Genomic DNA, 26,535 nt, shown 5'->3' with positions numbered 1-26,535 from the left:
ATAGTTGAGGCGTACAAGTAGTGTGGCATTATCAATCCAGTTTTTTCCTCCTTGCCATCCTGCCACATTCGGAGGGCGAAAGAGAATTTGTCCTAGAGCTTTTTGAGTAAACAAAATTCCATCTTGGCTTTCAAAATTTAGGTGTAGTGTTCGCATCATTCCCACTAAAAACTCAACAGGAGATTTTATTTTTGAGCCAATATGTTCCTCTTCATAAAACCAATCTTGAGAAAAAAGATATTTCATCAATTTTTCTATATCATAATTGGAATCAAAGAAAACGGTAGCTAATTCTTCTATATGTTTCTGATTTTTTGTGGTTTCATTGACAAAAAAAGTATAGATTTTACTAGCAATATAACGAGCTGTTTGTTTTTTAGATAAAATGATGTCTATAATATCTGTACCATCGAAGTTACCCGTTTTGCCCATAAATGTCTTGTTTTCCTCGTCGTGCGCCCATTTTTTAAACTGAAACTCTCCAGTAAGACGATTGGCAGACCAGCCAGTAAATGCTCTTGCAGCTTCTTTGATGTCGTTTTCTGTATAATTTCCTCTTCCAATAGTAAAGAGTTCCATCAGCTCACGAGCAAAATTTTCATTCGGACTTCGTTTACGATTTTGTTGATTATTCAAATACAAAATCATAGCAGCATCTTTGGTGATTGCCAAAACCAAGTCTTTAAAGTTACCTAATGCGTGCTTTTTTATGGTATTGATTTGCTGAGTTGCCAAGACGGGATTTTTAAGTTCACAAGCAAAGTGTCCGTGCCAAAAAAAAGCCATTTTCTCACGCAATGTTCCTTTTTTGGGGTGTGCCATTTGCTTTATCCACTCTACATTTATTTCTCTGACACTTTGCCTTCCCTTTTTACGAAGTTCTTTTTTCTCTTTTCCACTCATATTTTTCATAGTAGAAAGAGAAGGCATATCAAAGTCGCTACTAAGTGAATAAACAGGCTTGGCACGCTCAAAAATTTGCTCAATAGCAGTTTTTACATTTTTGGGCGTGTTTTGTATATCTTTTGAGGATATTCCAAACTCGGCTCGCCAGTAGAGATGTTGTATCTTTTTTGAAGTTGATGTCATAGTGATAGAGGTTGTTTTATTTCCTGTAAAACAAAATTCTATCCATTAGACCAATTTTTGGGCGAGAGGTTTAATACGCTAATAATATTTTTACTGTACAGTCCTAGTAATCTAAAGCTAAATTTAGAATTTCAACTTTTCTAGTTTTAGTTTCTTAGCCACTTCTTCTAAGTCTTTCACAACAGGCTCTAAAAGTGGAATACCGTTTTGAAGACGATATGCTTTATTTTCAAGTTCTGGTTCACCAGGGATAATAACTCTCTGTGATTCATCAATAGGAGTAGCGTTTTTGAAACGACGAATCCAGTTATCCATGTGAGACTTAAATTCTTCTATCGGACGGAACCCATCTACACGCATTGCTCCCAAAAAGTGTCCCAAACCTTCTCCCACAGGGTCAGCAGCTAAAGGCAAAAAGCTAACAAAAGGAGGAGCCCAAGGACCATAGCCTGCTCCAGAAAGTACGGCAGAAAGAATATCTACAGCCGAACCCAAGCAGTAACCTTTGTGATTACTTCGTGTAGGGTCAGAACCTAAAGGCAAAAGTGCGCCTCCTTCTTTTAAAGCTGAAGGATTATCAGTAGTGTTTCCTTCTTTATCTTGAACCCAGCCTTGTGGTGCATTTTCATTTTTACGTTGTAAAATTTCTAGTTTTCCATTGGCTACTGTTGTAGTAGCAAAATCGGCTACAAAATCATTTTCTTCTCCTGCTGGAACAGCAATCGCTATCGGATTTGTGCCAAGCATTCTCTCTTTTGAATGTGTAGGAGCAACAAGTGGACTAGCGTTAGTCATTGCCCAACCAATCATATCTTTTTCTGCTGCCAACATAGAATGATAACCCGCTATTCCAAAATGATTAGAATTTTTGACTGAAATCCAGCCCGAACCTACTTTTTCTGATTTTTCTATTGCCACTTCCATAGCCTTTGGAGCAACTACCAAACCTAAACCAGCATCAGCATCAATGGTAGCTGTGCTTGGTGTTTGATAGGTAACTTTCCAGTTAGGAGTTGGGTTGATTCTGCCAGCTTCCCACAGACGCACATAGCCTGTGAGGCGAGCCACACCGTGAGAATCTATGCCACGCAAGTCGGCAGCTAAAAGCACATCAGCAGCCAAGAAAGCATCTTCTTTTGGGCAACCCATTTGTAAAAAAACATCAATAACAAACTCTTTTAACTTCGTATCTTTTATGATAAACATCAAGTATTGGGCTTTGATTTTTTAAATTTTTGAATCAAAATTAAGAAAGAAATTTTGAAAAAAAACATTTTCAAACAACTCAATTCAACAAAAATCATCAAATTACGTTGTATTAAATCTAAATTCATTAATTTTAAGCGTTACTCTAAAAAATATATTTAACCCAAATTTTTAATTTACTAATCACTACCAATATGCCTTTCGGATTTTTTAAAAAGAAAAAAAAAGAAGAAGATAACACTCCCCATTACGACCCTAGCAATATTAGAATTACAGATATTCGTGTAGGCTTTTTCTTAGAATACAATGCCAAAACGTGGGAAGTGGCAGAAGAATATGAATACGACTGGGGCGATAACGAATTTTCGTACTCTTTTTTGTTGCGTAGCGCAGACGAAGAAGTATATTTGAGCTTAGAGAATGAGGGTGAGTTAGAAATTGTGATGACAGACAAAATTCGCTTAGTCAAACTAGGAGAAGATATAGACGATGAAATAGCTGACAACGGTCGTCCTCCAAAAACTATTACTTATGAAGGCGTAAAATATTATCGTGATAATGAAAGCCCTGGGTATTATAGAAATACAGCAACTACTCCACGCAATGAGTCTGTTGAAATGATTACTTGGGATTATTACGACGACGATGAAGAAAAAGCTATTTTTATTGAGCAGTTTGGAGAAAGAGACTTTGAAGCCTACATTGGAGAATATGTAGAAGAGTATGAATTTTCGAATATCATTCCAGCTAGTGAACCTCCTGCTACTGTGTAACGTATCTTTATCAAAAAGATTCAAACTAACGATTAGTACAATTTATTTTAATTTAAAATCAATTTCAAAAAACATGAAAACAAAATATTCCAAATATTTTCAATATGCCTTAGTGGCTTCTCTGATGGCTTTTACTTCTACTTTACTTACGTCTTGTGGAAGCTCTGAACAAGTAGTAAAAAGCCCAGTAGATAACTATACTAAGCAATTAGATGGATACAAGACATACTCTGTCATTTTACATGACATGGATTTAAAGGAAAACACATTTAGCAGCGATGAATATAAGCATCAGTACAAATTTATCTTACCAGCCAAAGACACCACAGGTGGGAAAGTAGTACGTGACTCTCTTTCTGGATGGGTAAATGTATCAGAGAGCGTCTTTGATAAAAACTTAGATAATATGGGAATGGAACTTGTTTCTAAAAGTGAAGACGGCAAAGTTTCAAAAATCCCTTCTCCTCCAGGATATAATAATTATGTAGGCAATACTCGTTATGGCTCTTGGCAAACTAACAGTAGTGGTAATAGTTTTTGGGCATTTTATGGACAATATGCTTTTATGAGTAGCATGTTTGGAATGATGAGCCGTCCGATTTATAGAAGCTCTTACAACGACTATTACAGAAATTACAGAGGTTCACGCCCTTATTACGGTACTACTACCTCAGGAAAGCGTGCTTATGGAACAGGTTCTGCTACTTCTAATGCTATGAACTCAAAGAGTAGGTTCAAATCTAATGTAGCGAGCAAGGTTTCTCGTAGTGGTTCTTCTGGATATTCTCGTAGTAGCTCCTCACGCTCTAGCAGAAGTAGTGGTTCGTCTTCACGTTCTCGCTCGTCTTCAAGAGGTGGAAAGTAATTTTTTGGACATGAGAATAAAAAGTTATTGGTGTCGCTTTACTAAAACGCCAACAAACGATACTTTTCCCTATTCTGTGTCCCATAGAACAGAAAATATCTATTGATGTCAGTACTCTAGTAATTTTTATTTTTCACTAATTATTTAATGTTCAAATCCTTTTTCAATTTTATAACGAATTGAAAAAGGATTTTTTAATTTAGATATCATCCTTCAGAACTGAATTTGTCTAAATGTTTGTAGAAAAAATCTCTTTTTTTAGTGTTTTTCCTAGAAACAAAATCAAGTATTGGACTTTGCTCTAAAAGACTCATTAAATAACCTAGATGAAGAGCAGGCAGCCCAAATTGTCCATGTTTGCCAACTTCTGTCTTCTTGATTACCAATTTCTTGATTAAATATTTTTTGTTGCTAACTCATTAAAAATTTCAGCCCAAAAATTTAACTCTTGTTTAGAAAAATACTCATCTAAATCTACATAAGGTGTTTGTTCATAAACTTCTTTCATCTTGCTAAATTTTTGAATGAATTCATGATTCACTTTAGGCTGACCAGTTGCCAATTCTACTGCAAAACAGCATATACGATTGAACATAAGATTAGACATCTCTATTTCATTATGATTATTTACGAAAGAACTTGTCATAAAATTTTGAATTTGATATAACTTGCAATAAAGTTGATTTAAGACCTAAAAGCGAGCGAAGCTAATATATTTTTACACAATCATCGGTACTGACCTTGTCTATTTAGGTCAGTCTCGTTCAAGCAGACCGTAAATTAGTTTTGCATTCTTAAACAACACCTTGATAAATAATATTAACCTTTCAACTATGTTTTTATGATAGCTCAAACCCTAGAAACACCCTATTACGCCGTGATTTTCACTTCTGTTTTACGTGATGATGTCAATAAACAAGAATATTAAAGTAGCTTCAAGAATGGTAGAACTGGCTCAAGAACAAAAAGGTTTCTTAGGGACAGAATCAGCTAGAGAAGATGTAGGTATTACAGTTTCGTATTGGAAAGACTTAGAATCTATAAAAGCGTGGAAATACCAATCTGAACACACACTAGCTAGAGAACAAGGGCGAAAGGAATTTTATAAAGCATTTAAAACTAGAATTACCAAAGTGGAAAGAGATTATGATTTTTTTATTTAACGTCATTTCATATAACAGTTTATAATAAACTCTTGTTAGACTAAAGAAATTATAAATTAGGCTTCATAATGAATTTATCCCTAAATTTACATAATGGAAGATGATAAAACAGCAAAAAAATCAAATTGGATAGAAAAACTAAAAGAGCGTTGGCAAGTCGAATCAGCTTGGCAAGTGATTATTATTTTGATAGTTTTTGCCCTAACTGGTTTTACAGTAATGTATGGTAAACGTTGGTTTTTTGAAGTAATTGGTTTTGATACAAATACACCTTGGTACTGGAAGTTTTTGCTTTGGATAACTCTGATTTTACCTATTTATCAAGCTGTTTTACTTTTCTATGGAGCAATCTTTGGACAATTTAATTTCTTTTGGAACTTCATAAAACGTACTTTTGGGAGACTGTTCTTCTTTATAAATAAAAAGTGAGAGATACAGACTAGAATAAATTGAAATTTCTAAAATTATAGATAATTCGTAATTTTTAATTCGTAATTGGCTTCGCCGAACTATCGGTTAGCTTTGCTGATTATTTCATAATTCGTAATTGAATCTTATGCAACGCAAAAAATTAGACTTAGCACTACAAGGAGGAGGTTCACATGGAGCTTATACGTGGGGAATTTTGGAACGCCTCTTGGAAGACCGAAGAATAATTATTGATGGAATGTGTGGAACTTCAGCAGGAGCTATGAATGCTATCATCACGGCAGCAGGGCTTCAAAAAGGAGGAAGAAAAGGAGCAATAGAACATCTAAACGATTTTTGGAGACGCATAGCACATATTCAGACTTTTGGGATGCTACAGCCAAGTGCATTAGACAAACTTTGGGGAAACGGAACACTTCGCCTTTCTCCAATGTACAATCTAATGGAATACTTTACCATGATGTACTCTCCCTACCAATTCAATCCTCTGAATATAAACCCGTTGCGTTATATTTTGGCTGATATGGTAGATTTTGAAAAGCTCAAAATTACTCGTTACAATAAACTTTTTGTTTGTGCTACCAATGTAAGAACAAGCCAAGCTAAGATTTTTGATAATGAAACTATTTCCTTAGATGCTGTATTGGCTTCTGCGTGTTTGCCGTTTATTTTTCAAGCTGTCGAAATTGATGGAGAAGCCTATTGGGATGGTGGTTATATGGGAAATCCTCCACTTTATCCACTTATAGACAACACTCGTACTTCTGATATTATGATTGTTCAGATAAATCCGATTCGTATTCCGAACGTTCCCAAAACGGTAGATGAAATTAGAGACCGAATCAATGAAATAGCCTTTAACTCTAGTTTAATTCATGATATTCGTCAGATAAACTTGGTTAGAAAAATGCTAGACCGAGGGATAAATATCGATGGAAAGTTTAGAGATTTGTTTATTCACAATATCGCTCCAGAAAAGCTAATGGCAAAACTAAGCTCTAAAACGAAACTCAATGCCGATTTGAATTTTCTTTTGAAGCTCAAAAAGTATGGCAAAGCTGCTGCTGACCGTTGGCTTAAAGATAACTTTGATAAAATAGGAGTAGAATCTACTTGTGATATTGAGGAAGCATTCCTAAGCAAAACAAAAACTCCTGTCGACCAACCAAGTAATGTAAAAGTAGATTTAGGAGGTATCGCTTAATATTATATAAAACATAATAACTATGAAAAAGCTAACTATATTTTTAATTGTTTTACTATTTTCATCTTTCTCATTTCAAGAGAAAAAAATTCCTTCTTATACTATCACAACATTGGATGGAGAGGAAAAAGATTTAAAAAATGTATTAAATCAAAATGGATATTCTATTATAGTTTTTTGGAAAGCGTGGTCAAGTCCAGATAAATTAGAACTAGATGCAATAAATAGTAAATATGAAGAATGGAAAGCAGAAACTGAAATAAAAGTAATAGCGATTGCTATAAGTGATGCTCGCCGTTTAGCCAATGCAAAAAGAGTGATTGCTTCAAAAAATTGGCAATTTGATATATACACAGATATAAGTAATGAAGCAAAATCAGTATTTAATCTTAAAAACACTCCACATACTATGATAGTAAATAAAGAGGGTGAAATAGTGAAACAATGGACTGGTTATATTTTTGAAGACGAAGAAAATTATATAGATTTTTTACGAAATAATTAGAGCTAAAGAATACTAGAGTACTTACTATTCTGTGAGTCACAGAACAGGGAAAAAGTACCATTCGTTGGTGTTTTAGTGTAACGACACCACCAACTTTTTATCTCAGGTTCAGTATTCTAAAAGAATGCAATTTTTTTTCAAAATGCATTAGACTGCACTAAAAATTAAATTGATGTGTATTTTATTGTAAAATTACTTATCTTTCAATAGATTTACGTACAGAAAATATAGCAAAACAATTTTTAGCTGTATTGTATTTACTTATTTTTAATAATAACTATCCATAACAAACTAGCGTATTAGTTATCAGACACAAACTATCAACTAACTATCTATGTTAAATCTTTTATTAGAACTCGGTGCTGCCGATAAATCATTTTGGGATTATTCTTTTAAAGTTGGAGATGTAATTCTGCTACTATTACTTGGTTTTGGTGCTTATCAAGGGTACTTGAAGGGAATCATTGTAGAGCTGTTATCATTATTCCTTCTTATTTTTATTGTTTATTGGGTAATGACAGGAACATATTTAGGCTTCAACTCTATCCAAAATAATGATGGAATAAGTAGTTTTTCAAGAACAACCACACCTTTTCTAACCTTTTTTATAATTACGATTCTACTTGCTCTTCTTATGGAGCTTTTGGCTAATCTTGGTAGGAGATTTTTGCGATTTACACTTTTTGGTTCGGCAGATTCATTTTTAGGAGGTGTTTTTAGTTTGATAAAATATTGCTTTGTTATTGGACTTATAATGGTACTTTGTGTTGATATTGGATTGTTTACAGAAAAGGAAATTAGGGATAAGTCCTTACTAATGCCTTTAGTAATGGATGTTTTTTCTTATATTGTGTACGTTTTAGATGGCATAGGGGTAGACATAAAACCATTATTAGAAGGAATACAAAATTTACTTAGAAGAGGTTAACTCTTAGAAAATAGTGTGTAAAAAAAGCCTACAACTTTCTAAAATCTGTAGGCTTTTTAGTTTTAACTTTTTTGATGCTGTGGAGGAAGTAAAGAGCTTTCAGATGCCCAAATCTTGACATTTGAAATATTGTTTTTCTCTAATTCTTCTTCAAAAAAGGAAATTATTTCAGCGTCAGAATAGCGCAAACTAAAATGAATCAATACAAAAACTGTATTCGGATTTTCTTTAATTATGGATTTTAGGTTATTCCAATGCGAATGCCCTCTTTCGGCTGCATAGTCAAAATGCTCATCTGTGAGGAAAGTACACTCAGTGAAAATGACAGGGTAATTAGATAAAAAGTTATTCTCTGAAAACACTTTTTCTGTGGTATCTCCCAAGAAAGCAAATTTAGGCTCATATACCCACTCTTCTACTTCTTCGGTTTTCTTTTTTTCTGCCAACATCTTTCCAAAGTCTCGCATCTGATTATTTTCTAAATATTGATTTTTTAGCTTTTCATATTTAGGTTTCAAACGGCGAGTTTTTTCAGAAAAACCATAACCTACACAATCAATAGAATGAAAACACTCAGCTACTTCTACCTTATAATTGTCGTGTTTTCCAAAGAAAATATTATCATTTTTTTCTACACCTTTTACCGTACAGTTTCCTCTAAGTGCTGGATTGTAAGGAGCAGAATGATTTAGTTCTCTGCGAGCCAAAATATAGTTTTCTAAGTATTGTACAGAAGATTTGGGAAGATAAATTTCTACATCTCGCTTGCTAGACAAATACTCAATATCTGCAATATGGTCATTGTGAGTGTGTGTAACAAAGACATTTTTAGCTTGATTTCCTTCTGCCAAAGCTGCATCTAAGCAAATATCTAATTGTGGAATATAGAAAAAAGTCTTGTCTCCACTTCTTGAATAGCCTTTTATTGTCCAATGCGTATTGGGGATTTGCCATTCTAGCCATTGTCTAAACGGATGTTTGTTCTCTACATTCTGAACTGTAAATTTTGTGGTAGTAGTTTCCATTGCTTTGTTATTTTTCTAAATTTGGTAATTGTTTGTAGCTCTAACAGAGTTTTGATTGTTTTTGGTTCATTTGTATTAACCCTGCCTTTCATCCTACAAATCATTCACTAATCAGTCAAGTAGTTTTTTGAAAAATACTCCCTAGACCAATAAAACTTCACTTTCCAGCCCTTTTTTTCTAGCAAAACAGGTAAATAAACGTGAAACTCTTTTGCAGAATAAGAAGCAAAATAACGCTCATCATCGGTGTAAATAGCTGCTATAATTTCACTTTCTCTAGTTTTAGAAAGCATAACCAAATCCATTACGGAAAACGTGTTTTGAGAAAATTCTATTTCTGAATTTTGATTAGTAGAAATAATGATGTTTTTAAGATTTGAAAAATAGTTTTGTTCTGTACTTTCTACTCCTATTGTTTGCTGTCCGTTTGTGAGAACAGAATTATTTTCATCAAAATTGATTTGATGCCAGCTTTTTCCTTCCGAAATTTCATAAGTAAAAGAAAGGTATTTTTTCAAAAGCTGTGCGCCTAAGCTATGCGTTTCCAAAACAGGCAACTGATGTGGAAAAATACTGCTCACTACAAAAATCTTTTCTCTAGCCCTAGAAATAGCCACATTCAAACGGTTTTCTCCTCCTGCTTGGCTGAGCGAACCAAAATTGAGACGAAACTTCCCACTCATATTTGGCGCATAACCCACTGAAAAAATAATCAAATCTCGCTCGTCTCCTTGTACGTTTTCAATGTTTTTAATAAACAGACTTTCTGGAATAGCTTTAATATTTTCTTCCAACAAATCACGAATCAAATTTTGCTGTTTGGCATTAAACGTAATTATTCCAATAGATTTTTTAGCTGTTTTTTCATCTTGTAGCAACTTTTCGACAAGCTCTACCACTTTTTCAGCTTCTTCTAGGTTTTGATTTTTATTCCAAACTCCACTTACTTTTATATATTCCAAAGGCATAGAGTCTTTATATTCCTCTGCCATTTTTAAATCTGGAACAATTTTGAGTTTATTTTGATAGAAATGATAATTTGAAAAGGCTATCAGTTCGGCAAAACGGCTGCGATAATGTCCGTTGAGCCAAAAAGAAGGCAAATAATTTTTACCCAAATCTAAAAGCGAATCTACTTCTAAAGCGAGTGCAGGATTTTCATTGATTTGCTTTTCCGACTCTTCAATCTCTAACTTTTCCAAATCTTCCTCCCAACGTGGCTGGTACAAATCGTGTGGAGGAAGCTGTTTCTCATCGCCTGCAATAATACTTTGTTTGCCACGATAAAGCGCAGGAATACCTTTTTCAGCAAAGCATTGAGAGGCCTCATCAAAAATTACTAAATCAAAATTCTGAACGAGTGGAAAAATAGCTGAAACTGTCTCTGGAGAAGCAAGCCAACAAGGCAGAAGCTCAAAAATATCTTCTGAAAAATGGGATAGAAGTTTTCTCAATGCCCAAATACTTCGTTTTTTCTTGACTTGATGTTCTAATTCTCTATACGTAGTTCGATTGCCTAATCGATTATATTCTATGTTTTTATACGTTCTTTCCTTGATTTTTAGGCGCAAAATATCAGCACTAATTTGCTGTTTTTGAGCAACCAATTCTTTCAATCGTTCTTCGTTTTCCTGCCAGTTTTGAGAATTTACTGTCTTTAGAATAGGAAATTGTTTCTCCAATTCATTTATCAGACTAATTTGAATAGAATTATCGAAAAGAGTTAGAATTTCTATTTCGTTAAACTCATTCTTTTCTTGAATATGATTTTTTAATTCTTCAATCGTTTTTAACTCTGATTCTGTAAAATTGCTTTTTAGCGTGTCTAGTTCTACCAGTTTATCAAAATCTGAATCTATAGTAGATTTAATTTCATCTAACTTTTTACTTTGATTTTCAGAAGTATCCTTTTTTAATAGTAATTGAATTTGATTTTCTGTTAAGTATTTTACCCAATATTTTTCCTCTGCATCAATTTCTGTCAAGATGTTTACAAACTCTTCCAAAAAAGAGCTTAAATCTTGATGCGTAATGTCTTTTTCTAAGAAAATTCGGCTATATTCTATCAGCTCTACCAAAAGCAATTTTAAATCTAAGGCTTTTCTATGGGTAACAAACCACTTTTTGAGTTCATTTTTTTTCAAACCAATAGATGAAGGAGGCTCTGCCACCCACTCCACAGCTTGCATTCCAATCATTTTAAGCTCGTAGCTATTTCGCTTAGAGATTTTTTTGAGTAGCCAATCAAGATTTTTTATTGTATCTTTTCTTCTGTATTTTTCTAAAAACTCCTTACTAAATTTTTCTGCTTTTGGAGAAGCTAATCGTTTCCAAATTTTTCTAAAAAAATTCTGCTTTTGCTTTTTGTATTCTTCTATTAAAAAATTGGCTTCTTTGAGCGTTCGGCGTTCCAAAAATTTCTCCATTCCACCGTCTGAAAAGTAACTCAAAAAGTCTTTTTCTTTCTCTGAAAGCCACTTTTTTTCTGCATTGGCATAAGATGCTGCGATATTTTCTTGTTCTGAAATATCGATATAATTACTAAGCCAATCTGGTTTTTCAAACTCGTAATAACGACTTTCCTTAAAAATTTGCCAAAGGTTTTTGTCTTGCAATTCTTTTACAGCTTGCTGCCACTGAGGAATTTTTTCAGCCCATTTTTTGACTTTTTCATAAGAAACAGATTTTCCTAAAAGTTTAGAAATTTTGGCTTCAGTATTTTTTTTAAAATTGGGAATACCTATAAAAAGAGCTAGAATTTCTTTCTTGTTTTCTTCATCAAAATTTGAAAACGACTGTCTTTCAGATAAAATATAATTTGGTTTGTCGTAATGATTTTGAAGGCGAATATAAGATTTTAAATATTGCCTAAATTTTGAAATAAATACCTTACCTCGCCCATGGTTCTCAAAGCTCAACGACGGTTTAATATTTTCAGTACACTCATCATCAAAGTAAAAATCAGCAGCCTTAGAAAGCTCTACGTATTTTTTCTTTTTATCAGCATTCAAATATAACTCTTTGATAGATTTTCCATAGATTTCCTCATTAAAAAAGACTTTTCTATATTCTTCAAACTGACTGGAAAGGCTGTCTATTTCTCTACTTATTTTTAAAAAATTACGCTCTAGATGAATAGCATTAAGCGTCTGATTTTGCTTTTCATAACTTTCCAAATTCTGAATATGCTTCAAAATCTGCTCATAAATAGCTTTTCTATCTTGCTTAAAATCGTGAACAAGTGCAATAAAATCAGCAATTCCAATTTCATTCAACCTATTTTGAACCACATCTAAGGCAGCCCTTTTCTGACAAACGACTAATACTTTCTTTCCTTGTGCTACAAAATCACTTACCAAATTACAAATCAGTTGAGATTTTCCAGTTCCGGGAGGTCCTTGAACGACAAAAGAATTATTGTTTTTGACAGCCTTCAAAACTTCTTCCTGTGAGGCATCAAGCGCAAAAGGAGCAAAAATTTCTTCTTCTGAAATAGTTTTATGAGAATCATTATTTTTTAAAATTTCATCTTTAAACTCCGTGTTATTAAAACTCTTAAAATCGTCAAAATCTCCATGAAAAAAGTCTTCTAAAGGAGGTGTTTTTTCGTCTTGTATCAGTTTTTCATAATCTTGATAAAGATACGAACCAGCTTGTGGAAAAAGTCCCAAAACAGCTTGAGTAACCAGTTTTAGTTTTCCTGTTTCGAAAAGATTACTTGCATCTTGCTTTGTTTGAGAGAAAAATGGCAATAATTTTTGTGTGAAGATTTCTTGATTGAAATTAATTTCCACTTCGCTTTTTTCTAAATAATTGTAGAGATAAGTAAGAAACTCTAGCGCATTTTTTGGAAACTCATCAAAACTTTCTTCCAGTACAGACTCTGAAATTTCTGTTTCATTGAAATGCGAATAGGCAAGCAAAAGGGTTTTATTAAAACTAATTCCTGCATCTGTTCGCTGTGAAAGTTGCCATTTTCTATTTGAAATTTCTAAGCGAACAGGAAAAAACATCAAAGGACAACGAATAACAGTATCATCGTGCAGCTTTCCCTCTACAAACGGAAAACCAACATATAAATCATAAGCTCCACTCTCTTCAAAAATAGAATTGGTTTTGCGCTGAATGCCTTTTAACTGCCTACTGATTTGATTCGTCTTAGCATCTCTAGCATCAGAAGTTGCACAGATGGGAATACTTTTTTTATAAGAAATCAAACTCTCAACAACTGAAAAAGCAGGCTTATTCAGCAAAAAATCTAATTCATTGAGGTCTAAAAATGAAGTCGTATAGATTTTGGGAAGCCAGAGCGAACGGTTTTTTCCTGAAAGATTAGTCAGTCTGCGCTGATAGATTTCTAAGAGTTTTTGTTTTTGCATATTATTTTTTGTCGTGAGTAGATACGACGGCAAAGCGATGATTTGTTTTCAACTAATCTTTAATCAATTCCTTTAAAAATGAGTAATCTACTTCTTTCATTTCAATTTTTTTTGCCAGTCTTTCAATATCTTCATAAAGTGTTTTACTAATTCTTTTTTCATACTCATAAACTTGAGTGATAATTAATTCTAAGGCTATTCCACTTTCATTATACTCTACGAGCTCTTTTGCATCAATAATATTTTGCGTAGGCAAACCTAAATATGCAGCTTGATTTATTATTTTTCTTATTTCGTTTTCTTTTGAATAAACCATTATATTAACTTTTATTTAGTAAGCTGATGAAAAATATTTTCTAAAGATTGCGTTTGCTGCTGCATTTCTAATAAAACCCACTCATTTTTAGCTGCGTATAAAAATATTTCTCTCCTCAAATCACTTTGTGTAAACAACTTGACTTTTGTAGGTTCGTTTTGACTAATTTCTACTTTTGATATTCCTTCTATTTGCTGCCATTCAGTTTCTAAAATAGGCTTTTCTATTTCCAAATTCAAAACATACTCATTCTGATTCAATTCTGTTTTTAACTTATCATTCAGTTTATCAATGGAAGTATCCAATACTTTTTTTCCTTTGTTGATAATCACAACTCTATCACAAAGAGCTTGAACTTCTTGCATAATATGCGTAGAAAAAATAATAGTCTTTTCTGCACTAATACTTTTAATAACATTACGAATTTCTACAATCTGATTGGGGTCTAGTCCTGTGGTGGGTTCGTCCAAAATCAAAACTTCTGGGTCGTGAAGTAGTGCCTGTGCTAGTCCGACACGCTGACGATAACCTTTGGAAAGCTGACGAAGCTGTTTGTGAGATTCTCTTTCCAACTTTACAAGTTCAATAACTTCCTTAATTCTAGTTTTTAAAAGATTACCAGTTACACCATAAAATTTGCCCATAAAAGCCAAATATTCCTTTACATACATATCCAAATAAAGTGGATTATGTTCTGGCAAATAACCTATTTTTTGTCTTACTGCTTTTGGTCTTTCAGCTACATTAATACCACCTACTTCAACATTGCCACTACTGGCAGCCATATAACAGGTCGCAATTTTCATTGTTGTCGATTTTCCTGCGCCATTGGGTCCTAGAAAACCTAAAATTTCTCCCTTTTTAGCTTCAAAGGAAAGATTATCGACAGCAGCCTGCGAGCCATATAGTTTTGTAAGATTTGTTATTTTGAGCATCTGAATCAATTACGAATTATGAAATAATCAGCGAAGCTAACCGATAGCTAGAAGCCAATTACGAATATAAAAATTACGAGCTAGTAAATTTATTGATAGAAAGCAGAAATTTTGATTATTTTTAAATCTTAATTTATCACTAATCACTTACAACTTATCACTAAAAGTAGATGCCAAATTTACCACAATCCAATGATTTAAACCAATTTCAAGACTACATAAAAAAACTATGTGTAGAACGAGGCTGGGATAAAAACTCTCCTGAACAACTTTTCTTGCTCTTGACAGAAGAAATAGGAGAAGTTGCCAAAGCTATTCGTAATCATACTAATCTTCACACCCAAAAACATCAAGATAAAGCACAAACAAAGGCAGAACTTGCTTCTGAACTTGCTGATGTTTTGAATTACATTTTAGATATTTCTAATCATTTTGAAATAGATTTGGCACAGGCTTTCAAAGAAAAAAATACAGAAAACGAAAGCCGAGAATGGAAATAGAAAGATAACTTTTAAAATCTAATACCAATTCCAGTCGTAACTTCATAGTTCCACTTCTCAATTGGAATGACAGGCTCATCATCGTAATAGGGTGTAAATTTCATATTGAAAGAAATATGCTTGGAAAGTCTTGCTCTAAAGTTCGCATCTCCAATAATACGTGGGTGGAAAAATCTATCAAAACGAGCTTGATAGTAGGTAATGAACATCAGCTCTACATGTTCGTTGAGTTGTGCATGGAAATTGATGTAGTTGGTAGATTTAATGAGACGAGTAACTTGGTTGCTTTCTTCTAATCGCCATTCTTCCCATTCATACATAGCACCTGTTCCGATAGCAATGTCTAACTTATCGGAAGCGTGAAGAGAAAGGCGAGGAGTTGCACCTACCAGTCCACGATTTCGTAGTCCTCGTGTTTCGTTATATTGATATTGCGTAAATAATTCTAATGATAATTTTTTCTTTCTCCAAAAATTGATTCTGTGGTGAAAATAGCCTTCACTAATTACATTTTTTCCTTCTGCTTTGATAAGATTTATATGTCCTATCCAAATATAGGAATGTTTGGGAGTTAGAAAAAGTAAATAGCTGTCATTATCAAACTGTAAAACGGTATTTTCCTGTTTGGTAAGGTCAAAGCCAAACACAAAATTTCCTCTCCAAACGGTCGAATCATTTGTTTTGATAGATTGTCTTTCCTTTTCTATGTTTAAAATTTGGCTGACTACTTCTTTAGGGTGAATAAAAAAAGATAAAATAGTAAGTAGTAAAAAAAATAGTTTTTGAGTGGAATTCATTTTTAAATATCTTTTTATAATGAAACAAATAAAAAAGGCTTCTATTTCTCAACTTCAAAACAAGTTAAAAAATAAAAGCCTTTTATCAGAAATTTTCAAGAATTATGATGTAATTCTATATTGTTTCTACATTTCTTGGTCTTGTGATTGCATTTTCTGACGGTATGCAGCACGGATTTTCTCTGTACGACGAGATACTGATGGTTTTTCGAAGTAGTTACGGCTACGAACAGTACGCAAAACGCCAGCTTTTTCGAATTTCTTTTTGAATCTTTTAAGAGCCTTTTCAATAGACTCGTTTTCTTTTACGTTGATAGATAACATATTAAAAATGAATTTTATGAAATGAGATAAATGAGTTTCAATTTTTTCTCTTACAATAACTAGAGAAAAATAATATTTTTTAATTCTACATTTTTATCTTTTTACTTGAAAAAGTAGAATATATAAAGTTGTATAAGGGTGTAATTAGCTCCTACTAATTACTTTTTAAATTATTCTTTTTATTAAAACTTCTATTAAAAGAACAGAAAATTATACAGATTGTTTCTTTTAACGAACTGCAAAGTTAGTTTTTATCTCTTTGTTTTACAAATTTGATGAGGCTTAATTTGTAAAAAATGACTTCTCAAAAAGTTATTCATTAGCCATTACTCTCAATTTTCATTAAAAAATCTCTTCTTTATTTAATTGATTTGCTGAAATACTATATTTTATCGCATTTTTGTAGTCTCTTTAGTTTAGAAGACATTTATTCGACGACAAATGATTAAAAGGAATTTATATAAGGGTTATAAAGTCAATTTTTTTTGGCTGGCTATTCTGCTTTGTTTTACTGTTTCTCTTGTTGCTTGTAGTAAAAAAAATAAGCAAAATGGAGAACGTCCTAATTTTTCATCTGAGAGAAACTTGCCTGATAGCATTTTTCCTAGAGAAAAGTTTGCTCAAATAATATCTGACATATTGATAGCAGAATCTGCTGTGGTACAACAATACGACCCAAAAGAATCTAAATTAGTGCGTTTTGAAAAATATAGATACAATATTTATAAAAAACATAATATTGATTCAAACTATTTCAATAAAAATTATAATTACTATCTCAAAATGCCCAAACGTGCAGAACTTTTCTTGTTTGTTGTAGAAGATACACTACAAGCTCGTAAAGATTCTTTGAGGTTGGAATAGAAAAATCAATGTATTATTTGTGCTTTTGACATGAACTTAGGATTAAAAATAAGTAGAGTACTGGACATCCATAGATATTTGCTGTTCTGTGACTCACAGAACAGGGAAAAAATACCGTTCGTTGGTGTTTTAGCGTAGCGACACCAACAACTTTTTATCTCATGTCCAGTACTCTAAAAAATAAGGTTTTTACTTGTTTAAAACAGATTAGTATAATTTTGGTCTGCTCTAAAATAAAAAAAGCAACAAAAATATGTTGCTTTTTTTATCTAAAAGTTTTTTTAGCCTAACATATTGCCACGAATCATCTCTCTAAAATCTTGATAAGGCATATTTTGTCTTGCTTGCCAAAGCTGTTGAGCATCGTTGCCTAAAACATAACGAAGCTGTTTTTTTCCATCTGTGGCTGCATTAAAAATACCTTCTGCCATTTGCTCTGGCGTAGAATAGTTAGCCGAACGCTCCGTTCCCTCAAAATTTTTCAGCATTCTAGTAATTGTTTTTTGATAATGCTCATCTGTTTCGTTTTGAAACATATCTAAAGAACGTCCTGCAAAGTCTGTCTTTACTCCCCCTGGTTCTATTAGCTTTAATTCAATTCCTAGTGGATTAAGTTCATACTGCAAACTCTCTGTAAGTCCTTCCACAGCCCATTTGGTTGCGTGATATATAGAGAACATTGGTAAAGTAATCAGTCCACCAATAGAAGAAACATTCATAAAAAGTCCAGATTTGTTTTCTCTAAAGTGTGGCAAGAAAGTACGGATTACATCTACCAAACCAAAAAAATTGACATCAAACTGTCTTCTGATTTGCTCATCTGTTCCACTTTCCAAAACTCCAGCCGTTCCATAGCCTGCATTATTTAATACAACATCTATTTTTCCAAATGCTGCTATCGAATCTTTCACAGCCTTAGAAATACTGCTTTTATCTTGTACATCTAATACAAATTTTTTGAGTGTTGAAGTTTCAGTAAGCGCATCAGACGGATTACGCATAGTAGCTGCGACGTTCCAGCCTTGTGCTGCAAAATATTCTGCTGTTGCCTTTCCAATGCCTGAAGATGCTCCTGTGATAAATATTGTTTTCTGAGTTGTCATAATAAAAAACTGATTTATAAATGAAAAAAAAGTCATTTTTAGATTAAAAAAACAGGCTATTACTTCTAAATAGCCTATTGTCATATTTTTCTATTTTCTAATGCCGTGCCAATAGATTTCAAAGCTATCTTCTATTAGCTTCTGCGTATATTCTAGTTTTTGCTCTGTAATTTGAAGAGTGATATTTTCAATCATTCCAACAAAAGTTCCGATGAGAAGTGCTATGTTCAAATCTTTAATATCTCTTTTGTCTATTCCAGCTTGAAAAAAGGCTTGTGCTTTTTTATAAAAGGAGTCTGAAATCATTTTATTTTCTTCCGTCAAAATATTTGAAGTCCTACATTGTTTCATAAAATGTATTTCTTGCTGATTATGAACTAGATAATGCAAATAATTTTTCCATAAAGTCAGCATTGCTTCTTTTGTAGAATAGTCCAAAATATTTTGAGGAATAAGCTCTAAGCTAACTCTATTTTTTATCTTTTTATAAAGCTGATTGATAAGCTGTTTCTTATTTTTAAAATAAATATAAAGCGTTCCGTGTGCTAGGTCTGCTTCCTTTGCAATATCTGAAATACGCAAACCAGCCAAACCTACTTTTGTAGTAAGCTCCAAAACAACTTTATAAATACGCTCCTCTTTTTCAGGTGATTTTACTTTCATAACTAGATTATGCTACAAATATAAATGACTTTTTTGTCATTTTAAAATTCAATTACGAATTTCTCAAATTTTAACTAAAAAAAATAGTTCAGAAACTGATTTGAAAAGTATGTTTCAAAACGATTTCTGAACTACTAAAGTTTCTCTAACAGATAGAACGATAGTTATACAAATTAAACCAAACTACCCAAAGCCTCTTCCAAAGCCTTTATTTTGGCTTCTGCATCAGCTTTCTTTTGGCGTTCTTTCTCCACGATTTCAGCTTTTGCATTGTTTACAAAACGCTCGTTAGAAAGTTTTTTATCTACTGACTTTAAGAAACCTTTTGTATATTCTATTTCTTTGATAAGATTTTGACGCTCTTCTTCTACATCTACTTGAATCGGAACAGAAAACTCATCACCTTTTACTACAAAACTCATCGCTGGGCTTGGCTTCTCATCTGTAAAGTTGATAGTTTCTACACCTGCTAGTTTTTGAATAACTTCAAGAAACTCATCGTAGAAATTCTTATCCGAAGATTTTACGAATAAGTCTAATTTTTCCTTCGGTGGAATATTCTTAGCATTTCTAACTTTTCTAACTTGTGAAACTAATTCAAAAATCTGGTCAACTTTTTTCAAGATAGCACCATCAAACTCTTTTGTATCTGGATACTCTGAAACGAGAATCGCCTCTTTTTCTTCTCTATCGTTCAAGATATGCCAAACTTCTTCAGTAAGGAAAGGCATAAACGGATGAAGAATTTTCATTAACTGCTCAAAGAAGGTAACTGTTTGTCCATAAGTTGCTTTATCAATCGGAGAACCATAAGCTGGCTTTATCATCTCCAAATAATTAGAACAAAACTCATCTTTAATCAGCTTATAAATACCTAAGAGTGCATCCGAAATACGGTAATTTTCATAATGATTTTCAATTTCAGCAAATGCTTGATTTAGTTTTGATTCAAACCAAGTAATAGCAATCTGACAATCTTTTGGTGTTTCTATATCTGACTTCTCCCAAAGGTTCAAAAGACGAAGAGCCTGCCAAATTTTGTTAGAAAACTCACTTCCCTGCCTACAAAGTTTCTCATCAAAAGGCAAGTCATTCCCCGCAGGTGAAGAAAAAAGCATTCCCACACGCACGCCATCAGCTCCATATTTTGCAATCAAATCTAATGGGTCAGGGGAGTTTCCAAGCGACTTAGACATTTTTCTACCTTGCTTATCTCTTACAATTCCTGTCAAATACACATCTTTAAATGGACGCTTGCCTGTGTATTCGTAGCCTGCAATTATCATTCTTGCCACCCAAAAGAAAAGAATCTCTGGCGCAGTAACCAAAACTTGTGTTGGATAGAAAAAGTCTAACTCTGGATTTTTAGACAAATCAATTTTTCCTGTTTCCTTATCAAAACAATCATCATTGAAGCCATCAAAAACAGCAATAGGCCAAAGCCACGACGAAGCCCACGTATCTAAAACATCATCATCTTGACGAATATCATTTTCAGAAATTTCTTTACCTGTTTTTTCTTTTATAAGTTGTAGAGCTTCTTCTTTTGTTTCTGCCACTACAAAATCTTCATCTCCTTCTCCATAAAAATAGGCTGGAATTTGATGTCCCCACCAAAGCTGACGAGAAATACACCAATCCCTTACATTTTCCATCCAATGGCGATACGTATTTTTGAATTTGGCAGGATGCAAAATAATTTCGTCGTCTTCTACTACTTTTAATGCCGTTTTGGAAATCTCTTGCATTTTGATAAACCATTGCAAAGAAAGTTTTGGCTCAACTACACTTCCTGTACGCTCCGAACGACCGATTCTTGAAACAACTTCTTCTTTTTCTACCAAAAGACCTGCTTCTTCTAGCTTTTTAGTGATGAGCTTGCGAACTTCAAAACGGTCTTTTCCTACCATTTCAGGCATTTCACATTTTTCATTGAGTGTTCCGTCATCGTTTATGGTGTCAATGATAGGAAGATTGTGACGTTGTCCGATTTCGTAGTCATTAGGGTCGTGTGCTGGTGTAACTTTGAGCATTCCTGTACCGAAATCTTTCTCTACATACTCATCTCCAATGATTGGAATTTTACGACCAATAAATGGAACAATAGCATTCTTGCCTATCAAATCTTTAAAACGCTCATCTGTTGGATTGACAGCAATAGCAACGTCTCCCATAATTGTCTCTGGACGTTGTGTTGCTATTGTGATTGTTCCACCTTCTTCTAATTCATATTTTGTATGGTATAAAAATGCTTTTTCGCCTTCTTCTTTGTAAATAATTTCTTCGTTGGAAATAGTTGTCTGGGCTTCACAATCCCAGTTTACCATTCGGTTGCTACGATAAATAAATCCTTTTTTATACAAATCTACAAACACACGAATAACAGCTTTATAATAGCCTTCATCCATTGTAAAACCTGTACGATTCCAGTCGCAACTTGCACCTAATTTTTTAAGCTGCTCTAAAATAATCCCACCATATTTATTTTTCCAATCGTAGGCATGTGATAAAAACTCCTCTCTTGTAAGGTCAGATTTTTTTATACCTTGTTCACGAAGCAAACGCACTACCTTTGCCTCCGTAGCAATAGAAGCGTGGTCTGTCCCTGGTACCCAAAGAGCTTCATAGCCTTGCATTCTAGCACGGCGCACCAAAATATCTTGAATGGTGTTGTTGAGCATGTGTCCCATGTGTAAGACACCTGTAACATTTGGTGGAGGAATGACAATCGTAAATGATTCTTTTTCTGGATTTACATTTGCTTCAAAAAACTTGTTTTTGAGCCAGTATTCATACCACTTGTCTTCAGTTTGGGTAGGTTGGTAGGTTGCGCTAAGTTCGTTCATTTTTTCAGTTATCAGTAAGATAGTTATCAGTTACCAGTAAGGAGTTAGCAGTAACTACTACATTAAATCTTTTTTAAACAATTCTTTCAATCTGTAAAGTTCAGAAATTTTTAAGAAAGAATTAAATTTATTTTCAACTATGTTAAGTAAGAGCTTTTTGGAAGCAGAGATAAAGCCACATACAAAAATCCTCTTTCACTAGGATATTTTATAGCAAAAGAGGATTTTTAAAAATTATATAAGAAATTATAGATATAGTATCAATAAAACAAGGTTTATTTTACTTTTTCTACAATAGACTTAAATGCTTCAGGGTGATTCATAGCTAAATCAGCAAGAACTTTACGATTTAATGTAATTCCTGCTTTGTGAATTTTGCCCATAAATTGAGAATAAGACATTCCGTGCTGACGAGCTCCAGCATTAATACGCTGAATCCATAGGCTACGGAAATCACGTTTTTTGAGCTTACGACCTACGTAAGCATATTGAAGACTCTTTTCAACAGCATTTTTTGCTACTGTCCAAACATTTTTACGTGCGCCATAGAATCCTTTGGCGTGTCTGAGGATGCGCTTACGACGAGCTCGTGAAGCGACGTGGTTTACCGAACGAGGCATAATTTAAACAATTTTTGAGAGGAGGCGATAAAAGAAAAACTTTAACTTTTATACTTGATTTATAAAGAATTGAACTAAACAGTAATTTCAAATTAGAGCTAAATGTATTTACATTTATCATTAATAATTTACCATTTACCATTCTAAAAAAGCCTATTCTCTGGTAAAAGAAACCTTAAAATTAAAAAAGAGTGCATACACATTTTGTATGCGATGTTTTTAAAAGAAGCTAATACAAGATTCTTAAAAAAAACGGTTTGCTTACATGTTGATAAGCAATTTTTTGATACGCTTTTCGTCTGTTGAATGAACGATAGCAAATTGAGCAAGACGCTTCTTACGTTTGTGTGACTTCTTAGTAAGGATGTGGTTCATAAACGCATGCTTGCGTTTGATTTTACCTGTACCAGTAAGTTTGAAACGTTTTTTTGCGCCTGAGTTGGTTTTCATCTTAGGCATAATTGCACTGTTTTATTGAATTAAAAAAAACAACTTAAATCAAATGAAACAACAACTGACAAATTCAGAAAGCCAAATAATCCTTGACAATTATATATACTTTTTGATTTTTTGACGAGGCTGCTCCTTTTGAGCCTACAAAGGTAGCACTTTCTAAGCTATTTTCTAAATAATTTAGAATTTATTCCATAAAAAAAGTAACTAGATGCCAGTATCTAGTTACTTTTTTACGAGAGTATTAATTTTATTCTTCTTCGTCTTGATTTTCGTTTTCTGAAGACAATGATTTGCTACTAGCCGAACCTTGTTCTTTTTTAGAAGTTTCTTTTGGCTTTGTACTTTTCTTCTTTGGAATTGATTTTGGCGTAAACATAACAATCATACGCTTTCCTTCCATTTTCGGACTTCCTTCTGGTTTTCCTTGTTCTTCCACAGCTTCTGCAAAACGCTCTAAGATTTCTCTTCCTCTGTCTTTAAAGACAATAGTTCGTCCTGCAAACTGTACATAAGCTTTTACTTTGTTTCCTTCTTCAAGAAACTTTTGTGCGTGACGAGTTTTGAAGTCTAGGTCATGTTCGCTAGTATTTGGACCAAAGCGAATTTCCTTTACCACTACCTTATGAGCATTGGCCTTCAGTTCTTTTTGTTTCTTTTTCTGTTCGTACTTAAATTTTGAGTAATCAATAATTTTACAAACAGGTGGTTTTGCATTAGGAGCAATTTCTACTAAATCTAGTCCTAATTTCTTAGCTATTTCTAAAGCTTCGGCAGTAGAATAAATTCCATCTTCTACATCATCACCTACTAGGCGTACTTCTTTTGCTCTGATTCGGCGATTGATGCGATGAGGGTCTTCCTCTCTTTTGAAAGGTCGTCTGCCCCCTCTTCTATACGTTTTTGCGATTGTAACCTCCTTATTTAATGAATAATTTGAATATAAAAAAATGAGTAATTGAAAATTGAGTATAAAGAGAAATCTTAAAATTACACTCTATCTTCGATTTGTATAACTCATAGGTAAAAAAATAGTTTTACAATTCTTTGTACTAAGCTATATACTTTTTACCAATTATGCAAATTTAAAGGTTCTATTTATAAATACCAATAAATAAATGTATAATTTAGAATTAGCTATGCTAAACTAGCCATTTGATAATAGAAAATTGAATAAAGAGTCTCAGATAAGTTGTTTTCACAACAAAACATATCAAAAGACTTTACAAAGTTTTATATTTTTGGGCATTTTTTACAATGATTGCCTTTTTTCTTATATTTCTTACAACATTTATCTTTTTTTGAGCAACCGAAAGACTGGCAAAAAGATTCGTCTTCAGCATTCAAATTTGTAGCAAAAGAACTTGTTTCAGCACCAATGATAGAAGGAAAGGCAGGAAATGTGGTTTGCATATATTTATATAAATAAGTGTTTTTACTTACTTGATTTACAATGTTTTACAAACATACCCCTTATTTAGATTAATTACAAATAATAAATTAAAAAAATTACTTTATTTTTACCGTACAGGCAAGATGGGTATTTTTGTTTAGTTATTTTTTCTTTTTGATAAGTGCAAATCGCTATATTTGGCAAGTATCAAATAACACTTCATACAAATTAAAAAACAATGTTTTCATTAAAAAATAAAGTCGCTATCATTACAGGAGGCGCAAAAGGAATTGGAAAAGCTGTTGCCGAAACATTCCATAAAGCAGGGGCAAAAATTGCTATTTGGGATTTGGATGAAGAAGGACAAAAAGTAGCCGATTCTGTGAGTGGAAAATTTTATAAAGTCAATACGGCTGACAGAGAAGGATTAGAAAATACAACACAGCAAGTAATTTCTGACTTTGGAAGAATAGATATTTTGATAAATAATGCTGGTATTCTTAGAGATTCATCTTTTTTGAAAATGTCTGACAATTTTTGGGATAGTGTTATTGATGTTAATCTTACAGGTGTTTATAACTGTGCAAAAGCTATTGTGCCACACATGAAAACTCAAAAATATGGTAGAATTATTAATGCTTCTTCTATTGCTGGTGTGTATGGAAACTTTGGACAAACAAATTATTCGGCTGCAAAAGCTGGTGTGATTGGTTTTACAAAAGCACTTGCTAGAGAAGTAGGTAAAGACGGAATTACAGTAAATGCCATTGCCCCTGGTTATATCCAAACTGATATGACGGCTTCTATTCCTAAAGAGTTTCAAGAAAAAATAATTGCTTCTATCCCTGTTCGTCGTGCAGGAAAGCCAGAAGATATAGCCAATGCCTATTTGTATTTAGCTTCAGAAGAAGCTAGTTTTGTTAATGGCTCTGTTCTGCAAATTGATGGAGGAGGAATACTTTAATCAGTTTCCAATAATCAGTAATACAGTTACCAGTTATTTTTAGCCTATTTTCTTTATTAATAAGCTCTTCCAACCAAAATATTCAACTTTTATGAAAACACTTTTTAATTATTTCATTCCGTTCTGTGCTTTTTCTGTTCTGCTTCTTTCCTCTTGTCAAGGCAAAAAAACAAATACCGAAACATCTGTAACAGATTCTATTCAATCTATAGATACCACCACAATAATTATTGATGAGGATAATACATCTAGTGTAGAGTTACCTTTTGTACAAAAAGATTTTTCTAGTTCAGTAGATGAAGCATATAGTTCTATCAAATCAGCTATTGAAAAAAATGGGAATCTCAAAATTATTGCAGAAGTAAATCATTCTGAGGCAGCTAAAGGTGTAGAAATGGAAATTCCTCAAAGCCGTCTAATTATTTTTGGAAATCCGAATGTAGGCACACTATTAATGCAAAAAAATCAAGCTGTTGCATTAGATTTGCCTATGAAAATGCTCGTCTATGATGATAATGGAGCGACAAACGTAATTTATAACAATGGTTCTGTCTTGATGAATCGCTATGAAATTAATTTGCCAAACATAGAAGAAAAAATAAATGCAGCTTTAGATAAAGTCAGTGCTTCAGATATAGAAGAAACCAAATTACGAGACCTAAAACTGGAAAGCATTTTAGCTGATATACAAACTAAAGAAAGCACACTTTCAGTAGATGAAGCTAGTAAAAAATTAGAAAAACTTTTAAAGGAGAAAGAATTTAAACTAATAGCAAAAGTAGAACATGATAAGGCTGCAAAAGATGCTAGTTTAGAACTGCGTCCTACACGCTTATTTATTTTTGGAAAACCAGAAGTAGGAAGCCAACTTATGAAAGCTAATTCTACTATCGGATTAGATTTGCCTATGAAAATGCTTATTTGGGAAGATGAAAACGGCAAAACACAAGTGAGTTATTTTAAAGGCTCATTTTTGGCAAGCCGTCATGCTATTGAAAATGTAGAACTGACAGACAAAATTGATGGCGTTTTGAATATGCTTAGTGATACTGTTTTGAAGTAAATGATTTTCTACTGTTGGTCATTGTTTTAGGTTATGATATTACAATAACCAACAGTAAATAATAAATAATTGCTAATTACAATTTTAAGATGGCAATTCCATTTCTTTATTCAAATTCTTGATGGTTT

At 33.0% G+C, this 26,535-nt stretch carries 27 protein-coding genes; 11 read left to right on the top strand and 16 right to left on the bottom strand.

What is annotated here, in order from left to right:
- Together QZ659_RS08315 and QZ659_RS08310 are read right to left on the bottom strand one after the other, a co-directional pair.
- Nucleotides 1–1,089 (bottom strand): DUF1800 domain-containing protein (locus QZ659_RS08315; protein ID WP_291724783.1); only part of this gene is annotated, 1,089 nt, incomplete at its 3' end.
- A 123-nt stretch (nt 1,090–1,212) separates the two neighbouring features.
- Nucleotides 1,213–2,295: an Ldh family oxidoreductase gene (locus tag QZ659_RS08310; RefSeq protein ID WP_291724780.1), complete on the bottom strand. Its 1,083-nt coding sequence runs from the start codon at nt 2,293–2,295 to the stop codon at nt 1,213–1,215.
- Between the two features lie 194 nt (nt 2,296–2,489).
- On the opposite strand from QZ659_RS08310, the gene QZ659_RS08305 reads away from it, so the two are divergent.
- Both QZ659_RS08305 and QZ659_RS08300 read left to right on the top strand, forming a co-directional pair.
- Entirely contained in the window at nt 2,490–3,068 is a 579-nt protein-coding gene (locus QZ659_RS08305; protein ID WP_291724778.1) for a DUF4178 domain-containing protein, read from the top strand.
- Between the two features lie 73 nt (nt 3,069–3,141).
- On the top strand, nt 3,142–3,933 hold the full coding sequence (locus QZ659_RS08300) for a hypothetical protein (RefSeq protein ID WP_291724776.1): 792 nt from the start codon (nt 3,142–3,144) through the stop codon (nt 3,931–3,933).
- A gap of 394 nt (nt 3,934–4,327) precedes the next feature.
- On the opposite strand, the gene QZ659_RS08295 is transcribed toward QZ659_RS08300, so the two are convergent.
- A complete protein-coding gene (locus QZ659_RS08295; protein ID WP_291724773.1) occupies nt 4,328–4,579 on the bottom strand; it encodes a hypothetical protein in 252 nt (83 codons plus the stop codon).
- A 256-nt stretch (nt 4,580–4,835) separates the two neighbouring features.
- Between QZ659_RS08295 and QZ659_RS08290 the strand changes: the two genes are divergently transcribed.
- The 5 genes from QZ659_RS08290 (at nt 4,836) to QZ659_RS08270 (ending at nt 8,162) form a co-directional block, all read left to right on the top strand.
- Nucleotides 4,836–5,096, top strand: coding sequence for an antibiotic biosynthesis monooxygenase family protein (locus QZ659_RS08290; RefSeq protein WP_366935849.1), 261 nt, complete (start codon nt 4,836–4,838; stop codon nt 5,094–5,096).
- 93 nt (nt 5,097–5,189) lie between these two features.
- Nucleotides 5,190–5,525, top strand: a complete 336-nt coding sequence (locus QZ659_RS08285) for a DUF6787 family protein (RefSeq protein ID WP_291724770.1) — start codon at nt 5,190–5,192, stop codon at nt 5,523–5,525.
- 127 nt (nt 5,526–5,652) lie between these two features.
- The gene (locus QZ659_RS08280; RefSeq protein ID WP_291724767.1) at nt 5,653–6,729 is read left to right on the top strand and encodes a patatin-like phospholipase family protein; all 1,077 of its coding nucleotides are present in this window, start codon (nt 5,653–5,655) and stop codon (nt 6,727–6,729) included.
- 22 nt (nt 6,730–6,751) lie between these two features.
- Nucleotides 6,752–7,234 (top strand): peroxiredoxin family protein, encoded by a 483-nt coding sequence (locus QZ659_RS08275; RefSeq protein WP_291724765.1) that lies wholly within the window; start codon nt 6,752–6,754, stop codon nt 7,232–7,234.
- A gap of 334 nt (nt 7,235–7,568) precedes the next feature.
- Nucleotides 7,569–8,162, top strand: a complete 594-nt coding sequence (locus tag QZ659_RS08270) for a CvpA family protein (RefSeq protein ID WP_291724762.1) — start codon at nt 7,569–7,571, stop codon at nt 8,160–8,162.
- Between the two features lie 62 nt (nt 8,163–8,224).
- Here QZ659_RS08270 and QZ659_RS08265 read toward each other — a convergent pair whose 3' ends face one another.
- From QZ659_RS08265 to gldA, 4 genes are all read right to left on the bottom strand, one after another.
- Nucleotides 8,225–9,187, bottom strand: a complete 963-nt coding sequence (locus tag QZ659_RS08265; protein ID WP_291724758.1) for an MBL fold metallo-hydrolase — start codon at nt 9,185–9,187, stop codon at nt 8,225–8,227.
- Nucleotides 9,188–9,294: 107 nt separating this feature from the next.
- The gene (locus QZ659_RS08260) at nt 9,295–13,566 is read right to left on the bottom strand and encodes an AAA domain-containing protein (RefSeq protein ID WP_291724755.1); all 4,272 of its coding nucleotides are present in this window, start codon (nt 13,564–13,566) and stop codon (nt 9,295–9,297) included.
- 52 nt (nt 13,567–13,618) lie between these two features.
- Complete coding sequence (locus QZ659_RS08255; protein WP_291724751.1) at nt 13,619–13,882, bottom strand: MafI family immunity protein; 264 nt, start codon at nt 13,880–13,882, stop codon at nt 13,619–13,621.
- Nucleotides 13,883–13,893: 11 nt separating this feature from the next.
- A complete protein-coding gene (gldA, locus tag QZ659_RS08250) occupies nt 13,894–14,817 on the bottom strand; it encodes a gliding motility-associated ABC transporter ATP-binding subunit GldA (protein ID WP_291724748.1) in 924 nt (307 codons plus the stop codon).
- 170 nt (nt 14,818–14,987) lie between these two features.
- On the opposite strand from gldA, the gene QZ659_RS08245 reads away from it, so the two are divergent.
- A complete protein-coding gene (locus tag QZ659_RS08245; protein WP_291724745.1) occupies nt 14,988–15,317 on the top strand; it encodes a MazG nucleotide pyrophosphohydrolase domain-containing protein in 330 nt (109 codons plus the stop codon).
- 11 nt (nt 15,318–15,328) lie between these two features.
- Here the strand turns inward: QZ659_RS08245 and QZ659_RS08240 are convergent, their stop codons facing one another.
- Both QZ659_RS08240 and rpsU read right to left on the bottom strand, forming a co-directional pair.
- Nucleotides 15,329–16,114, bottom strand: a complete 786-nt coding sequence (locus QZ659_RS08240) for a DUF481 domain-containing protein (RefSeq protein WP_291724743.1) — start codon at nt 16,112–16,114, stop codon at nt 15,329–15,331.
- Between the two features lie 126 nt (nt 16,115–16,240).
- A complete protein-coding gene (gene rpsU / locus QZ659_RS08235; protein ID WP_291724740.1) occupies nt 16,241–16,438 on the bottom strand; it encodes a 30S ribosomal protein S21 in 198 nt (65 codons plus the stop codon).
- 441 nt (nt 16,439–16,879) lie between these two features.
- On the opposite strand from rpsU, the gene QZ659_RS08230 reads away from it, so the two are divergent.
- Nucleotides 16,880–17,302 carry a DUF4296 domain-containing protein gene (locus QZ659_RS08230; RefSeq protein WP_291724737.1) on the top strand — a complete coding sequence of 141 codons (423 nt, stop codon included), beginning with the start codon at nt 16,880–16,882 and terminating at the stop codon, nt 17,300–17,302.
- 281 nt (nt 17,303–17,583) lie between these two features.
- Here QZ659_RS08230 and QZ659_RS08225 read toward each other — a convergent pair whose 3' ends face one another.
- The 7 genes from QZ659_RS08225 to QZ659_RS08195 form a co-directional block, all read right to left on the bottom strand.
- Entirely contained in the window at nt 17,584–18,405 is an 822-nt protein-coding gene (locus QZ659_RS08225) for an SDR family oxidoreductase (protein WP_291724734.1), read from the bottom strand.
- 90 nt (nt 18,406–18,495) lie between these two features.
- Nucleotides 18,496–19,068: a TetR/AcrR family transcriptional regulator gene (locus tag QZ659_RS08220; protein WP_291724731.1), complete on the bottom strand. Its 573-nt coding sequence runs from the start codon at nt 19,066–19,068 to the stop codon at nt 18,496–18,498.
- A 173-nt stretch (nt 19,069–19,241) separates the two neighbouring features.
- Nucleotides 19,242–21,914, bottom strand: a complete 2,673-nt coding sequence (locus QZ659_RS08215; RefSeq protein ID WP_291724728.1) for a valine--tRNA ligase — start codon at nt 21,912–21,914, stop codon at nt 19,242–19,244.
- Between the two features lie 275 nt (nt 21,915–22,189).
- A complete protein-coding gene (rplT, locus tag QZ659_RS08210) occupies nt 22,190–22,534 on the bottom strand; it encodes a 50S ribosomal protein L20 (RefSeq protein WP_291724724.1) in 345 nt (114 codons plus the stop codon).
- A 261-nt stretch (nt 22,535–22,795) separates the two neighbouring features.
- Nucleotides 22,796–22,993: a 50S ribosomal protein L35 gene (rpmI, locus tag QZ659_RS08205; protein WP_291724721.1), complete on the bottom strand. Its 198-nt coding sequence runs from the start codon at nt 22,991–22,993 to the stop codon at nt 22,796–22,798.
- Between the two features lie 244 nt (nt 22,994–23,237).
- The gene (gene infC / locus QZ659_RS08200; RefSeq protein ID WP_366935853.1) at nt 23,238–23,897 is read right to left on the bottom strand and encodes a translation initiation factor IF-3; all 660 of its coding nucleotides are present in this window, start codon (nt 23,895–23,897) and stop codon (nt 23,238–23,240) included.
- A gap of 323 nt (nt 23,898–24,220) precedes the next feature.
- Nucleotides 24,221–24,400, bottom strand: coding sequence for a hypothetical protein (locus QZ659_RS08195; protein ID WP_291724718.1), 180 nt, complete (start codon nt 24,398–24,400; stop codon nt 24,221–24,223).
- Between the two features lie 218 nt (nt 24,401–24,618).
- Between QZ659_RS08195 and QZ659_RS08190 the strand changes: the two genes are divergently transcribed.
- Complete coding sequence (locus tag QZ659_RS08190; RefSeq protein ID WP_291724715.1) at nt 24,619–25,344, top strand: beta-ketoacyl-ACP reductase; 726 nt, start codon at nt 24,619–24,621, stop codon at nt 25,342–25,344.
- A gap of 91 nt (nt 25,345–25,435) precedes the next feature.
- Nucleotides 25,436–26,407 carry a DUF302 domain-containing protein gene (locus QZ659_RS08185; RefSeq protein ID WP_291724712.1) on the top strand — a complete coding sequence of 324 codons (972 nt, stop codon included), beginning with the start codon at nt 25,436–25,438 and terminating at the stop codon, nt 26,405–26,407.
- Nucleotides 26,408–26,535: the final 128 nt, after the last annotated feature.

Origin of the sequence: Bernardetia sp., assembly GCF_020630935.1 — a bacterium.
Taxonomy (GTDB): Bacteria; Bacteroidota; Bacteroidia; order Cytophagales; family Bernardetiaceae; genus Bernardetia.
This window is presented reverse-complemented; position numbering and strand designations above follow the sequence as displayed.